Annotated in this window: 12 protein-coding genes; 7 read left to right on the top strand and 5 right to left on the bottom strand. The window is 42.4% G+C overall.

Annotation, left to right across the window (positions count from 1 at the left end; genetic code table 11):
- Nucleotides 1–9 precede the first annotated feature (9 nt).
- Together KFK88_RS04145 and KFK88_RS04150 are read left to right on the top strand one after the other, a co-directional pair.
- Nucleotides 10–1,968 carry an alpha/beta hydrolase family protein gene (locus KFK88_RS04145; RefSeq protein ID WP_223577391.1) on the top strand — a complete coding sequence of 653 codons (1,959 nt, stop codon included), beginning with the start codon at nucleotides 10–12 and terminating at the stop codon, nucleotides 1,966–1,968.
- A gap of 165 nt (nucleotides 1,969–2,133) precedes the next feature.
- Nucleotides 2,134–2,607: an Hsp20 family protein gene (locus KFK88_RS04150; RefSeq protein WP_223577392.1), complete on the top strand. Its 474-nt coding sequence runs from the start codon at nucleotides 2,134–2,136 to the stop codon at nucleotides 2,605–2,607.
- Between the two features lie 70 nt (nucleotides 2,608–2,677).
- On the opposite strand, the gene KFK88_RS04155 is transcribed toward KFK88_RS04150, so the two are convergent.
- On the bottom strand, nucleotides 2,678–3,910 hold the full coding sequence (locus KFK88_RS04155) for a Zn-dependent hydrolase (protein ID WP_345251999.1): 1,233 nt from the start codon (nucleotides 3,908–3,910) through the stop codon (nucleotides 2,678–2,680).
- Nucleotides 3,911–4,043: 133 nt separating this feature from the next.
- Here KFK88_RS04155 and KFK88_RS04160 point away from each other — a divergent pair, with 133 nt between their 5' ends.
- From KFK88_RS04160 to KFK88_RS04180, 5 genes are all read left to right on the top strand, one after another.
- Nucleotides 4,044–4,625, top strand: a complete 582-nt coding sequence (locus KFK88_RS04160; protein WP_223577393.1) for a hypothetical protein — start codon at nucleotides 4,044–4,046, stop codon at nucleotides 4,623–4,625.
- 2 nt (nucleotides 4,626–4,627) lie between these two features.
- Entirely contained in the window at nucleotides 4,628–6,055 is a 1,428-nt protein-coding gene (locus tag KFK88_RS04165) for a sodium:solute symporter family protein (RefSeq protein ID WP_223577394.1), read from the top strand.
- A gap of 124 nt (nucleotides 6,056–6,179) precedes the next feature.
- Entirely contained in the window at nucleotides 6,180–7,238 is a 1,059-nt protein-coding gene (locus tag KFK88_RS04170) for an aspartate carbamoyltransferase (protein ID WP_396326641.1), read from the top strand.
- Between the two features lie 56 nt (nucleotides 7,239–7,294).
- Nucleotides 7,295–9,307 carry an asparagine synthase (glutamine-hydrolyzing) gene (gene asnB, locus KFK88_RS04175; protein WP_223577396.1) on the top strand — a complete coding sequence of 671 codons (2,013 nt, stop codon included), beginning with the start codon at nucleotides 7,295–7,297 and terminating at the stop codon, nucleotides 9,305–9,307.
- 222 nt (nucleotides 9,308–9,529) lie between these two features.
- A complete protein-coding gene (locus KFK88_RS04180) occupies nucleotides 9,530–10,009 on the top strand; it encodes an RrF2 family transcriptional regulator (RefSeq protein WP_223577397.1) in 480 nt (159 codons plus the stop codon).
- Nucleotides 10,010–10,024: 15 nt separating this feature from the next.
- Here the strand turns inward: KFK88_RS04180 and KFK88_RS04185 are convergent, their stop codons facing one another.
- The 4 genes from KFK88_RS04185 to KFK88_RS04200 are packed head-to-tail and all read right to left on the bottom strand — an operon-like array spanning nucleotide 10,025 to nucleotide 14,310.
- On the bottom strand, nucleotides 10,025–11,113 hold the full coding sequence (locus tag KFK88_RS04185; protein WP_223577398.1) for a HupE/UreJ family protein: 1,089 nt from the start codon (nucleotides 11,111–11,113) through the stop codon (nucleotides 10,025–10,027).
- 7 nt (nucleotides 11,114–11,120) lie between these two features.
- A complete protein-coding gene (locus tag KFK88_RS04190) occupies nucleotides 11,121–12,200 on the bottom strand; it encodes a tetratricopeptide repeat protein (RefSeq protein ID WP_223577399.1) in 1,080 nt (359 codons plus the stop codon).
- Nucleotides 12,187–12,699, bottom strand: coding sequence for a cadherin-like domain-containing protein (locus KFK88_RS04195; protein WP_223577400.1), 513 nt, complete (start codon nucleotides 12,697–12,699; stop codon nucleotides 12,187–12,189). Before KFK88_RS04195 ends, KFK88_RS04190 begins: the two co-directional genes overlap by 14 nt.
- 15 nt (nucleotides 12,700–12,714) lie before the next feature.
- Nucleotides 12,715–14,310: a DUF4331 domain-containing protein gene (locus KFK88_RS04200; protein WP_223577401.1), complete on the bottom strand. Its 1,596-nt coding sequence runs from the start codon at nucleotides 14,308–14,310 to the stop codon at nucleotides 12,715–12,717.
- Between the last annotated feature and the right edge of the window lie 117 nt (nucleotides 14,311–14,427).

Raw genomic sequence — 14,427 nt, forward strand, 5'->3', positions numbered from 1 at the left:
GGACTTACAATGAGAAGTGCGATAGCTTTCCTTTTAGGCTTGATGACATTGGGGTTGGCCCAAGCTAAAAATATTCCAATAGAGGACTTTGCGAAAAAGTCCCAATTCAAATCCGCAAAAATATCACCAGATGGCGAACATGTTGCTTTTACCTACGAGGACGGTAGTCAGGTTAACTTGGCTGTTATGAATCTAAAAAGCAAAGAAATAACAATTTCTTTTGAAGCTGGAGAAGAGCGAGAAGTTATCATGTTCTTTTGGGCTAATAACGAACGTGTTGTGATGCTACAAGAAAATATTACAGGTTGGCTAGATGGTGCTCCAAAAGAGTCTGAGTTAGTAGCTGGAAACATCGATGGAACAAGGCGTTCTCTTTTGTGGGACTTCCAGCGTTCAAATATCGAAACAGTTTCTGTTCTTGACAGCGATCCTGAAAAAATTTTGGTGGGAAAGTATCACTGGTCAGAGCGTGATGTAAAGTTGCATCGCTTCGACGTTTATAAAGGAGAGTTATATTACAGTACTGACTCTCCAAGACCTGTGGGAGGTGAGGATGCTTCAATTAGAACAATTGATGTTGATTTGAACGATGTACCTCGTGTCGCTTTGGAGTACGACCCAAGAGATGCTGATGATATTAATGACGATATTTCTAGACTCCATATTAAAAATAAGTTTGGTGATTGGCAGACATTAAAGCTCCCAAAAAATAGAGAAAAGCCGCCGGTGGTTCTTGGGGTTGGCTTTAATAAAGATAATACTAAGTTTTACTTTAGATCTAATTACGACTTAGACTATGAGGGTCCGTTAGGGTTGTTCGTATTAGATACAGAAGATCAATCTATAGAGAAACTATTTAGACATCCAGATGCTAGTGTTTTAGCACCTATTCGAGGCTCAGAAGGCGAGGTTATTGGAGCTTATTATGAGCCTGGGTACCCAAGCTACTATTATCTTGAGGATAAGGAAGTAGCTGCTGAAGTGCAGTTTCATAAATCTCTTCGGGCAAGCTTTAAGGGAGCAAGAGTCTTCACAACAAATTATAGCGATGATGGTAGGTTAACTATTGCAAGCGTATCGAGCGATAGAAGCGCTGGCGATTTTTATCTTTTTAACCGTGAAACTAATAAAGCAAAGTACATTGCGAGTTCTATGCCGCACATTAAGCCAAGACAAATGTCTATCGTCGAGCCATTTGTAATGCAGGCACGTGATGGTCTAAAAATGTATGGTCAAATAACCATTCCAAAAGGTAAAGAGTTGAAAGATTTGCCTATGGTTGTATACCCACACGGTGGGCCATATGGAGTAACTGATTACTGGGGCTTTGACTGGAGAGCTCAGCTCTTAGCCAATAGGGGGTATTTAGTCCTTCAGCTTAACTATAGAGGCTCTGGTAACTACGGTACTGAATTTAGAAATGCAGGCTATGGGGAGTGGGGCGCAAAAATGCAAGATGACTTAGCCGATGCTACCCTTTGGGCTATTAAGCAAGGCTATGCAGATAAAGATCGTGTTTGTATGCACGGCATCAGTTATGGCGGCTATGCCTCAATGCATGCCGCGGTTAGGCATCCAGATTTATATCAATGTGTCATTCCTGAGGCTGGTATATATGATATAAGGCTTCAATGGGATAAAGCTGATTCTTTCCGAAATGCAAGCGAAGCAGTAAAAAACGCATATCTCAAAAGATATTATAGCTCATCAGAAGATGAGGTTTTAAAAGAGCGATCTCCAGCATTCAATGCGGATAAAGTAAAAGTTCCAGTTTTTTTAATTCATGGTGAGGATGACATTCGTGTACCTATCGAGAATGCTTACGTGATGGAGGAGGCATTAAAGAAGGCAGGAAAAGAGGTTAAGACGTATTATAGAGAAGATGGTCATGGGTTCGAAAATGTTGACTATCGCATTGAGTCTTTTGAGAAGATTTTTGATTTCCTTGAAGAGCATATCGGTAAGTAAATCTAACTGCTTATTAAAGCCACCTGAGGGTGGCTTTTTTTATGTTTGCAAAAAAATCACTTGAAAAAAAATAATTCGTTCCTATATCTATTTTGAGCGTTAAGTCTCTGAGAGATTAACGCCATTAACTTTAAACAATATTGCTTCTTTTGGAGGATATGAATTATGAACAGAATCGATCTATCACCATTATACCGTAGTAGTGTAGGTTTTGACCGCTTAGCGTCATTACTCGACAGCACATTACGTGGCGAACAAACAAGTGGTGGTTACCCACCTTATGACATTGAAATTCTTGATGAAAACCAGTATGCAATTACCATTGCGGTGGCTGGTTTTGAGCAAGATGAATTAGATATTCAGACTGAAAAAGGCGTTCTAACCGTTCGTGGTCGTAAAGCTGATGCTGATAAAGAACGTAACTTTTTACATCAAGGAATTGCTTACCGTGCCTTCGAGCGTAAGTTTAATTTAGCGGACTACGTTGAGGTCACAGAAGCAAACATGAATAACGGTTTGCTGACCATTAACTTGGTTAAAGAGATCCCTGAGGCTATGAAGCCTAAGAAAATTTCTATCGGTAAATCCGATGCAAAAACCATTGAGCATCAGTCTGATAAAAGCGAACAAGCTGCTTAGCATCAACTGATCCATTCATCTAAATCTTGCTTATAGAAAAAAGGGGCCCGGTGGCCCCTTTTATTTTGATTTAATCTTTGGCAAGACGGAGGAGTGTGTTGAGTAGGACTTGTGTGCCTTTTTCCACATCATCCCAGTGCGACCACTCATCTGGTGCGTGACTGACGCCACCAACACTAGGGATAAATATCAAACCTGTTGGTGTTAAATCGGTAAAGAACTGTATATCGTGACCTGCTCCGCTTGGCATCTTCATGTAAGAGTAATCCAATGCCTTAACTTCTTCCTCGATCAGGTCAACCACTTCAGGGCTAAAGTATTTTGGTTCAAGCCAACTCATTTGTTCATACTCAAAATAAAGCTTATGCTTGCGAGCAATGGAGGAAAGAACTTTGCGACAACTGTTAGCCAGTTGGTGCATGATATCTTCCTGCATATCACGACCAACAATGGTGAAGTGTGCTTCGCCAGGAATGGTGTGAGCATAGCCAGGCTTTAAGTCAACTCGTCCAATCGTTAGACGGCTTTTATCGGTACCTTCTTCATCAATAATACGGCTGATCTCATGAGCAAAGTCTGCCAGTCCCATAAAAGCATCGCTGCGCATATCCATAGGTGCTGTACCTGCATGATCCGCTTTACCTTTAAGCTTAACTAACCACTTAAAGACACCAGAAATACCATCAACCACACCGATGCATTTTTGTGAATTTTCTAAGACTGGACCTTGCTCAATATGAAGTTCTAAAAATGCCTTCATGCTGGAAGGGTCGCGTCGGGCACGAAGAGTATCGTGAATATCTAGCCCACATTTTTTCAGGGCATCTTTTAAATATTCTCCTTTAGGGTCGCGAGCAGACTCCAGCCAGTCTAGAGTTAAATGACCACTTAAAGCTTGTGCGCCGAGCATGCCGCCAAAACGGCCTTCTTCTTCGCTGGTGCCGATAATTTCGATTGGGCAATTAACCTCGATATTGTTTTCTTGAATAACTCGAATGCATTCTAGGCCCGCGATTACGCCCAGAGTACCATCAAACATCCCCCCTGCAGGGACTGAGTCAAGGTGGGAGCCGATAAGAACGGCTGGTTGGTCAGGGTCGCCTAAGCGTCCACATACATTGCCTGCACCGTCCATGTGAGTTGTCAGACCGCAGCTTTTAAATTTCTCCATTATCCACCGCCGCGCCTGCATATCAATATCGGTTAATCCCTGCCGATAAATGCCTTTGTCTTTTTCGTTGAAACCAAACTTTGATAACTCGTATAAATCATTTTCTATTCGTTCAATATTGATTGGATTGATAATGATTACCTTAATTAGTGTGAGTCATGTCTAAAATATATACCTTAATTAGAACCTTAGATCTACCCGTTTGATTTGATTTCAAAGCTTTGCTAAGGTGGGTTGTCTTTCGCAGAGACATCAACCTTAGGTTATGACCAAATACATGGTATCGGTCTTCCTGTTCCTGCTGATGATGAGTAGCGGGGCAATAAGTAGTGAGTGTGGTGAGCGACAATGCGCATTAGACTTACAACTCAAAGAAGGCAAGGATGAGGCAATTACATCAGGCCACTTTAATTTAGTTTGGCCCATCGAAAAGCAGTCGACCACTTCAGAGTCGCAAGAGTCTGAGGGTGACAGGGAAGATGAATCTTCTGTAGCTAAAAATTCTAAAAAAAACACTTCTAATATAAAAGGTGCTTTAATCGATTACGAACAGCACCCAGCAAAACAACTTAAAATTTCTTCGGAACAATCTCTCACGACAATTAGTCACTCCATTGATATTCACTCAACGCAGCGTGCAATAAGTCTGACCGGATTCTCCGATGGTATTTATTACGCACAGTTATTTGATAACAACGATCAACCGGTGAGTAATCAAGTGAAAGTTACTGTCGAGCATCATTCTATGACCAAAGTTTGGATTATTTTTACTTCTGGAGCCGTATTATTCTTAATTCTGATTGGCTATATGGTGACTAAAGTTTTCCGTCATAAAGAAGAAGCGTAATTATGGACTATAACCCGATTTCGATTACAACGGCGTTAGTGTTATTGGTTCTTTTTGGAGTCGTATGGATTTTCTTTGGCTGGTGGTTAGGCCGAAAGAATAAATCCTTAGATGACTTTATGCTCGCGGGGCGTAACGTCGGGTTAGCATTTGCTGGCGCAACAGCAATGGCAACTTGGATTACCAGTAATACGACGCTTGTGGCACCACAACTTACTTACCAGTATGGTATTTGGGGCATGGTAGGTTACTCGCTAGCTGCGTTAGGTTTAATATTTTTTGCTCCTATGGCAAAGCGAATCAAAGAGTTGATGCCAAAAGGTTATACCTGCGGAGACTTTATTCGCGTTCGTTATGGTAAAGCTGCTTGGGTTGCATTTTTAGTAGTTTCTTTTTGTTATGCCATGGGATGGTTAGTCAGTCTCGGCATGGCCGGTGGAGTTTTACTGAGTACTTTAAGTGGCTTGAGTTACCACGTTGGGATGACGGTGATTTTAGCGATCTGTGTTGGTTATACTCTATTGGGTGGTCTTAAAGCAGTAATTGCAACAGATTATGTGCAAACTATCATCATTATTGTCGGCATATTAATCATCGGTTTTGTTTGTTATCAGACGGTTGGCTTAGAGACCGTATATGAATACAACAAACAGTATCATCCAAAATTACTAGATTTATTATTCCCAGCATCATTATTGTTTCTGTTTAACAATATCTTTTTTGGACTTGGTGAGATTTTTCACTCCAATGTGTGGTGGTCACGAGCGTTAGCATTTAGATCTGGAATTGGAAAAAAAGCATATCTTATGTCTGGCTTGTTGTGGCTCCCCATACCAATTGTAACAGGGTTCATCGCACTAGCGGCGCCATCACTTGGTTTGTATCCTGAATCTAGTGATATGGTAGGCCCCATGGTGGCTGCGAATTTACTGGGTGATATTGGTGCTATTTTTGTCTTTATTGTAGTCTTTTCGGCACTAGCATCGAGCTTGGATTCTTTGTTAGCAGCGACCAGTGACTTAGTCACACGAGATATTTATAACGGCCTAGTTGATAAAAAAGCCAGCAAAGAAAAGTTACACCGTATCAGTAAGTTAGTGATTCTTGGACTTGGGTTTGTAACTTGGTTAATTTGTCTACCGAGACTGTCAACATTAGGTGGTGTTTTACTGCTAACTGCAGGATTTGTGGCTAGCACTATATGGCCTATAACGTTAGGTCTATACCAAAAGAGATTGTCTGGAGAGTTTGCTACAGGTGCCTTTGTTTTAGGAAGTGTGGCAGGACTTATTGGTTACTATACTGTCGGTGACTACGTTGCAGCGCTCTTTAGTTGTATCGTGTCATTTGTGATTTGCATGATTGGCTTGTTGGTTAAAAACGATAACTTTGATTGGCAACGTCTGAAGAATATGGAGAAACCACAGTGATTATTTCTCTAGAAGCATTAGAAACATTAGTGCTGGTGGCGATGGGCGTAACCTGCTTGTCACCAGTAATATTAATTATCTTGATGATCAAGGATTGGTTGAAGGAAGAATTATGGTGAACCCAATGGTTGATGAAAGTATGAAGTTCTCGCGTGTGAAACCTGATGTGTTTGGAGACGCGCACCCAAAAGCTTTATTAAAGCGAATACAAGAAGATGGCGACAAGCTACAGGTACTTGCTAATCAGCATATTGTTTCAGCAGAGCAGTTTGATGCGGACACAATATTGCAGTTGTTTAGGTTAGCCAGTAAGTATGAAAGCAACCCTTTGCGTTTTAGTGACCCCCTTAAAGGCAAAATCCTGATCAGTGCATTCTATGAGCCCAGTACCCGAACACGTTTGTCTTTTGAAAGTGCGTGGCATCGTTTAGGCGGCGATATTATGTCGATCACTGATCGTGCAACAACCGGCATTGCGAAAGGTGAGTCTTTAGCTGACGTCGGTGAAATGTTTAACAACTATGGTGATTGCGTTGTTCTGCGTGAATCAAACGAAGAGTCAGTGACGGAGATGACCTCGACACTTCGGATTCCTATCATTAATGCGGGTAACGGTACGCGTGAGCATCCGACACAGGCAATGGCCGATCTCTATACGATTTTCAAATGGAAGCCAGAGCTACTTGAAAATAATGGCACCAAAATAAAAATTGGTGTGATTGGTGTGCCTAGCTTTATGCGAACGGTGAGAAGTTTATTAAAATTATTTGCGCTGTTCCCTGATATTTTTTCAGAAGTTGTTTTAATTCATGACAGTGGTGAAGATGAAATCTTTACTCCAGGCCAGCGTGAAAAATTAGAAAAGAAGGGCTTGAACTTAACCTTAAGCAGAAGTTTAGATGATGTCTTACCCACATTAGACGTAGTCTATATAAACGCCATTGCTTGGGTTGGTGATTCATATGAAGAGCATGGGACCAAGTTTAAGCTTGATAAGAACTCTCCATTGAAAGAAGACGCTATTATTTTACATCCTTTAGCGCGTGGAGATGAATTGTCTACAGACTTAGATGAAACGTCACATAACTGGTATTTCTCACAAGCACGCGGTGCTGTATTTCTGCGTATGGCGTTGTTGACTTGTATGGTTGAAAGAACGGAGCGAGTACTCGACGTCGTTTAATATTTCCTATCAATACGACTTTATTATTTTAACTTAAATCCGAGGAGATTTAGTGTATGTGTGGAATCGCGGGTGTGATTCACAGTGATAAAAGTAGAACCATTGATTCTCAAACGTTAGTTAATATGGCAGCGATTCAATATCATCGTGGGCCTGACAACTTTGGTTATCATAACCCTCAAGGCGCCGGTGTTGGTTTAAGCCATGCACGCTTAACCATCATTGACTTGGATGAAGAAAGAGGGCGCCAACCGCATGTCAGCGATGATGGTCGTTACATGATGGTGCACAATGGCGAGTTTTATGACTTCCAGCGAATTCGTGCGTCAATGACAGCACAAGGAGCTCGCTTTCAGAGTAAAAGTGATTCTGAACTCGTGTTACAAATGTACCCACACTATGGTATCGAAAAGACAGTAGAAAACCTGCGTGGCGAGTTTGCTTTCTCGATTTATGATCGAGAAGAAGAAACCATGTATTTAGTGCGCGATCGCTTTGGCATTAAGCCGCTTTACTGGACTGAGACAGAACATGGTGTGGTTTTCGGTTCTGAGTTAAAGGTACTGTTTGCACACCCTGACGTTAAGCGCGAAATTGACTCGGAGGGTTTGTATCACCAACTGATTCAAGTCATGGTACCGGGCTCGACCGCTTTTAAAGGTGTAAATCAAGTACCGCCAGGGCATTGGATTAAGATTCAGCGCAAAGATGGCAAGCTAAAGATTGAGCAGCACAAATACTGGGATATTGATTTCCCGCAAGCGGAAGAGCATTTAAAAGTAAAAGAAGAGCAAGAATATATTGAGGGTGTTCGCGAAAATCTACTTGAAGCAGTACACCTACGTTTAAATGCTGATGTTCCGGTTGGAGCTTATTTGTCAGGAGGAATCGACTCTTGTTCGATTCTTGGTTTGTCGGCAGCAGTTCGCCAAGATCCAGTAAAAGCCTTCACTATTGGTTTTGATGATGCTGATTATGATGAAACGCCTATCGCCACAGAAATGGCGGAAATGACCGATGCAGAACAAATCGTTCTACCTTTATCGGCTGAACACTTATACGATCATTTTGAACGCACTATTTGGCATACTGAACGAACCATTTATAACACGCTTGGCGTAGCTAAGTTATTGATGAGTCAAAAGGTTCGTGAGCAAGGTTACAAAGTCGTGCTAACCGGTGAGGGGAGCGATGAACTATTCGCGGGCTACCCTGCATTCCGAAAAGATATGTTCTTATATGGATTGTCTGATTTGCCAGACAATCTACGAAGTGATTTGCAGTCAACATTGGCTGAATCCAATGAGTTGTTCAAAGGCGCCATGTTGCCACGTGAAGAGTTTCACTCAGAAGCCATTGATAAAAAGGTAGGATTTACGCCAACCTGTATCCAGAGTTGGATGGGTTGCGATAACTTTGCGCGGGACTTAATGACGAAGGACCACCAAGCCAATATTAAGGATTATGATCCGGGAACAGCAATGGCAGAGCAGTTTGACGAGACGCAACTTGAAGGTCGTCATCCTCTGGATAAAGCGCAATATGTGTGGATTAAAACCATGCTCGAAGGGCAGATCTTAACCTGGGGTGGTGACCGCGTTGATATGGCTAACTCGATGGAAGCCCGCCCACCATTTTTAGATCACCATTTGGCCGCTTATGCGGTAAATATTCCACCACAAATGCGCATTAAAGGTCCTGTTGAAAAGTATGTGCTTAAGGAAGCGATGAAAGGTTTGCTACCTGAAACACTCTATAAGCGCCAAAAATTTGCCTTTATGGCGCCACCAGCTCATACGGATGAGAAAAAGTGGAATGCTCTGATGGAGCTTATGGAGGAATTTGCCAACGAAGAGAAGATCAAGGAAGCTGGTTTGATTGATTATGGTGCGTTACAAGCGATGCTCAGAAGCCATGATGACCCAACAGTGTCGCGTGACTCGAAAGTTCAGATGGATGCAATCTTGAATCATGTTCTTGGCGTTCAGCTTCTGCATCATCACTTTGTTAAACAAGATATTCCAAAGAAAGCTGCAGCAAAAGCGCATGAGCTTGGTTGGGCTGCTTAATATCTTCCGGCAGTGCGTTTTCCGACGCACTGCCAGCTTATAAAGTACAATCTGCATTTCATAAGTCGTAAGTGACTTGTACCTGTTCACGTTAATGTAAAATTTATGACAATTGCGCTTCAAGCATTCAGGTATTAATGTATACTGAAATGAAGCTGTAAACCTATATTCTAATATAATAGTGTTTATTTATAAGGTCTTAGCTAAACTCAGGGAACTACCATGCATATAACTCGATACACGGATTACTCGCTTCGGGTATTAATTTATCTTTCGTTGAATACTGACAAGCGTTCAACCATTAAAGATATTGCTGACAGTTATGGCATTTCTAAAAATCACTTAATGAAGGTTGTACACAACTTAAATAAGTGTGGTTATATTGAAACCTTAAGAGGCAAAAAAGGTGGTATGCGCCTCAGTAAAAATCCTGAAAATATTAATATCGGAAAACTCGTTTTAGAGCTAGAACCAGACTTTAATCTCGTTGAATGTTTTTCTCATAACGGCAACTGTGTGATCACTCCTGTTTGTGAACTGAAGTCTATTCTTGGTAATGCTTTAAGTTCTTTTATCAAGAAGCTGAGTGAGTATACTCTTGCTGACGTTATCGTTAAAGGTGATGAGAAAAAGGCCGCAGAAATTCTGGGCCTTGATTCGCTTAATGATAATAATGTGATTCCTATCAGCAACGTTAGCTAATAGATTTAAGTCGCTTTAGACTCTTTGCCATACCCAAAGGATTCCCAGTAAGAATATCGCTATTGAGACGAAAGGTACTAGAACCTTCCTCACTTTTTCATGCTTGTTCAGTAACAAAAGCAAAGGTATTGCCACTAGAATGATAGCGATTTGTCCTATTTCCACACCTAGGTTAAAACCTATGATACTAGTGAGCTGGTGACTTTTACTAAGACCCAGCTCGCTCAGCGCGCCAGCAAAACCCAATCCATGCAGTAAACCAAACGCTACCGTCATAAGCATCAGACGTTTAATCCAATGGGTGACAACGTTTAAAGCGGAGTAAGCCACGGATATCGCAATCCCGACCTCTGCCCACTTTGAAGAAACCGAGATCCAATCAAGAGCGGTTAAGGTTAAGGTGATGGAGTGAGCAATCGTAAAGCCAGTGACTAACCAAATCATGGATTTAAGATTAATCGTATTCCTGCTCGGGGTGCTGGTTGTCTGGCGGGGTTTGTTTACATAATGCAGAAGCAATGTGAGAACAAACAATACATGATCCAATCCAATCCAAATGTGGATCATTCCCTGGTAAAGATAAAAGAGAAACGTATCCCATGCAGATTGAGACGATGTTTCTACTTCCCAATGCTGAGCAGGTTTATCAATAATGGTTTGAGTTTGCCCTTCTTCGAACGACCAGTTAATGAGTAGCTTGTGATCTGATGTTGAGTCAAACAAAGCCGTATAATGTACCGTTAAAGGCAAGGTGCAATTAAAGTTAAGTGGCTGTTTTAGTAACGTTTCGCCATAACTATCTAATAAGCTGATATCAGAGCCAAAAGTAATAGGGCAGCTGCTATTTGGAGTATTGAACTGTAAGTGCTTCCTTAGATACTCAGTAATGATTGAATGACTCTGAGACAGTTCAGCCCAAGTGAGGTTACCATCTTTATTGGGATCTAGACCTAAAGTATGATGAAGGTCGCTCACTGATAGTGCAATATATCCTTGGTGATGGCCTTCTGATGATTGCTCAAGTGTTAAGTTTGCTGTACTAAACTCGTGTGCTTTTAATGATGTTGCAACGAGTAATAGCGCTATCATGATTAAGTTGCGCATAAATCCCTCAGTGATCTAATGATTGTGCCTGTAGCAATAGCTCTTTGTCTGCAGGTTCTTTTACATGCTCCCAGTTTTTCTGTGCCCACTGTGACGCTAATTCTGAATCTGGAGAGACGTAGGTATAGTAATAGGCTATGTCAGCGGCATGCAGATCGTCTTTCCTTAACTGTCTGAGCTGGACTCTATCTTTGGCTAAGCTCTGATATTTATTACCTGAATTGGTAGCTTGTTCGGCTCTTGCCAGACGGATCAATAAACCGTCTTCAATAGAAGAGTGGTTTTGCTCTAATTCATGGATTGCTTGATAGACTTTTTTGGTATCGCTGTTTTGAAACGCCATATCTGCCCATCTATACCACTGGCTAACTGGTGCTTGTGCAAGATTGTTTGCAAAGCTTGCTTGAGCGCGTTGGTAGTCCTTCTCAATTCGGTACAGCGTACCGCTAATCTGATGAAAGTATTGAGAGAGTGGAGAGCTTTGTTCTTGGTAGCGTTTAGCAAGGCGCTGGATTGACTGTTTGGCTGTACTTAGTTCTCCCTGGTGTACCTTTACCTCAATTAAACATAGCTCGCTTGCGGGTAAGTTGTAACTTATCAGCCGACGACATTGCTGTTCAGCAGCATCCAGCTGGTTTTGAATAATATAAACCCTTGCAGCCACCAGAAGGCTTTGTGGGAAATAAAGACTACTTTGTCCAATATTGTTGAGCAGGGTCAATGATTGTTCAAAATCATGCTGACTCTGCGCAATGTTAGCTTGAGCTAAGTAGTAACGATCTTTTTGCTGACTACTGAGACCTTGAGAATCAATTTTTGCTAGCCACTGTTTTGCAGTCATTAGATTCTGACTGTTACCTGGCAGCTTCGCTGACTTAATTAATTGTTCAACTTTGCTCAGTGTACTCTGTGCGTCTATCGGCCCTTGAGACTCATCTTGGGCGGAAACGAAGTCTTTGTCGTAAGTAAGAATAATGTCTGTGGGGTTTTCCGGAGTCCATTCTTTGCTGAATATTTCCGAACTATGAAAAAACATCAGCAGCGGTAAGGCTGCTGATGTTACTAGTTTGAGTTTACTGTTCGCCATCTTGAACCAAGTCCTGATAAGTATCAGTGGTTGTTACGTCGAATATAAACTCACGACCATTGACTCCGGAAGGCTCATCGCCAGCTTGCTTTTGATAAGCTTCACGGCTGTATGAGCTAAACACTTCCTGTTTGACGTTTACTGTGACATCCACTTCGGTCGTTGCACTGTTAGATTGACCGTCGCTTGCCAAAAAAGTAAACACATCAGACCCTGTAAATTCACTGTCAGGCGTATAAGTAAAGCTGCCATCATTGCTCAGCTCAACGGTACCCGACTGCGGATCATTAACGATAACGAAGCTCAGCGCATCACCATCGGGATCTTCTGCTTGGAGTTGGTCCATGACGGGGGTGTCGGTTTCCGTCATGATGGATAGTTTACTGGCTACGGGCGCCTGATTCATATCAGGCCCCGCGTTATCATCGTCGCTACAAGCCGCTAGGACTAACGCCGAGGAGACGATTGCCATATACTTGAATGTTTTCAAAGTATTCATGAATGACTCCTATGATTAGTTAGGTGAACCCGCTACTGGAGTTTTCAAGTAAGGGAAGCTCTCGTCCACATCATCTGCTGATAACGGTGCTCCATCCGTAAATGGTGCATCACCGACATTGGCATCTGATGGTGAGCAGTAACCTAGGTTTGTAGGCGTGCCATTGACAGGAAACTCGTAACACAAGCGACCCATCACTACGCGTAGAGCGATATCGACTACGTCGTCACCTGGGCGACGGCCATTCGGAAAGCCTGCTAAATCATCACCAACCACACCGTAGGGTGATTGCTGAGACGCTGGCACTGCTGGAATAGCTGTGTTTAAACGTAACATTTCAGACGCTGTCACGGTGGCTTGTTGGTTTACACCAGGGAAGCCAGTAAGGAATGCAGCGACTAAATCTGTACGTGGAAAGTTTGTCGGTGCAATGGTCTCAAAGTTTGTGCCTAGAGTCGCGTTAACAGCATCTTTGAATAAGATGTTTAACAACTCTGGGAAACTTGGATGCGTCACATAGTCAGCAAATTGACCATCACCACTTGGGGCGGCAGTTGAAAACTTGTCTTTGTCGGGAAGACCGATCACAACTTCGTTCACTAGTGGGTTACTAAGACGCGAAATTTGCACCATAGCACCGCCATTTACTTCTGGCTTTTCAAAAGTTGCGTTCGGGTTTTGGATGCGTGCTTGTGGTACATAGGCTGTTGTCCACGCACCGATAACACCGTTACCTTCTCCGATTAAGCAACTTTTTGGTAGCTCAAGCGCAATAGTTGTAACGTTTTTATCACGAAGGTCATCGTTTGCTGTATCTTGAGTAATACCGCCAGGGAAACCGTTTCCATCACCAGCACCTGGTGAGCTGTCACCCTCAACTGGAACATAATTGACTAAGTCAAAACTTTCACCCAAGTTCACGGCAAACGCGTCTGAACGTTGTCCAACGAATGCTTTACCGGTCTGGGCACAGTTTGGAACACTGATGTCATAAACATACTGATCAGCGTAAGCTTGGTAGTCTGCCGATGATGAGAATGTTTTGTCACCAATGTAGTCCCATGGCTTGGTAAATGTCGTTTCACCGCCTGCAGCAGTGACCGACGTTTTTGTACCCGTACTTACAGGGCCTTCTACTAGATCGATAGAGTACTCTTCGATGAAGTTAAGAACTGAACTATCCCCAGCAGAAATACCGCCTGCGTTTTTAAGCGGAATAGCAATTTGTTTCTTATCGCCGTCTGGGCCAATCGCTAATTGAATGCCTGCGCCGTTGGCTGCAAGGTTGTTATCAAATTTGAACTGATACGTCAGATCTTCTACAGCATCACCATCACTGTCAACGTGGATGTTATAGTGTGCTGCTGGATCGAGCGCAAAGTAGTTAGGACCACCATAAGCATCTTGGAGTGGAACATAGTTTGCGATAAGGGTAACGTAATCCTCTCTACCAGATTCGTAACTGTTGAACACATAAAAATCAGTAGAATCGAGTGTTGGATATCGTGTAATATTTGGGGCTTCGCGGTGACTTGAAGCGGCCGCGTCCTGTGCTATGTAAGCGCCAGTTATGCATAAGCATACAGCACTTGTTATAATATGCTTCTTCATTGTACATACCTCTAGTTTCTGTGGGGTATTTTTGTTGTATTACGATGGATGTGTGTGTGAAGTCGTATGCAACATTGATACCCCCGTCTATTTAAACAGTACAAATCGTGAAAGCTT

The sequence above is a fragment of the Kangiella taiwanensis genome, assembly GCF_020005165.1.
GTDB classification, from domain to species: domain Bacteria; phylum Pseudomonadota; class Gammaproteobacteria; order Enterobacterales; family Kangiellaceae; genus Kangiella; species Kangiella taiwanensis.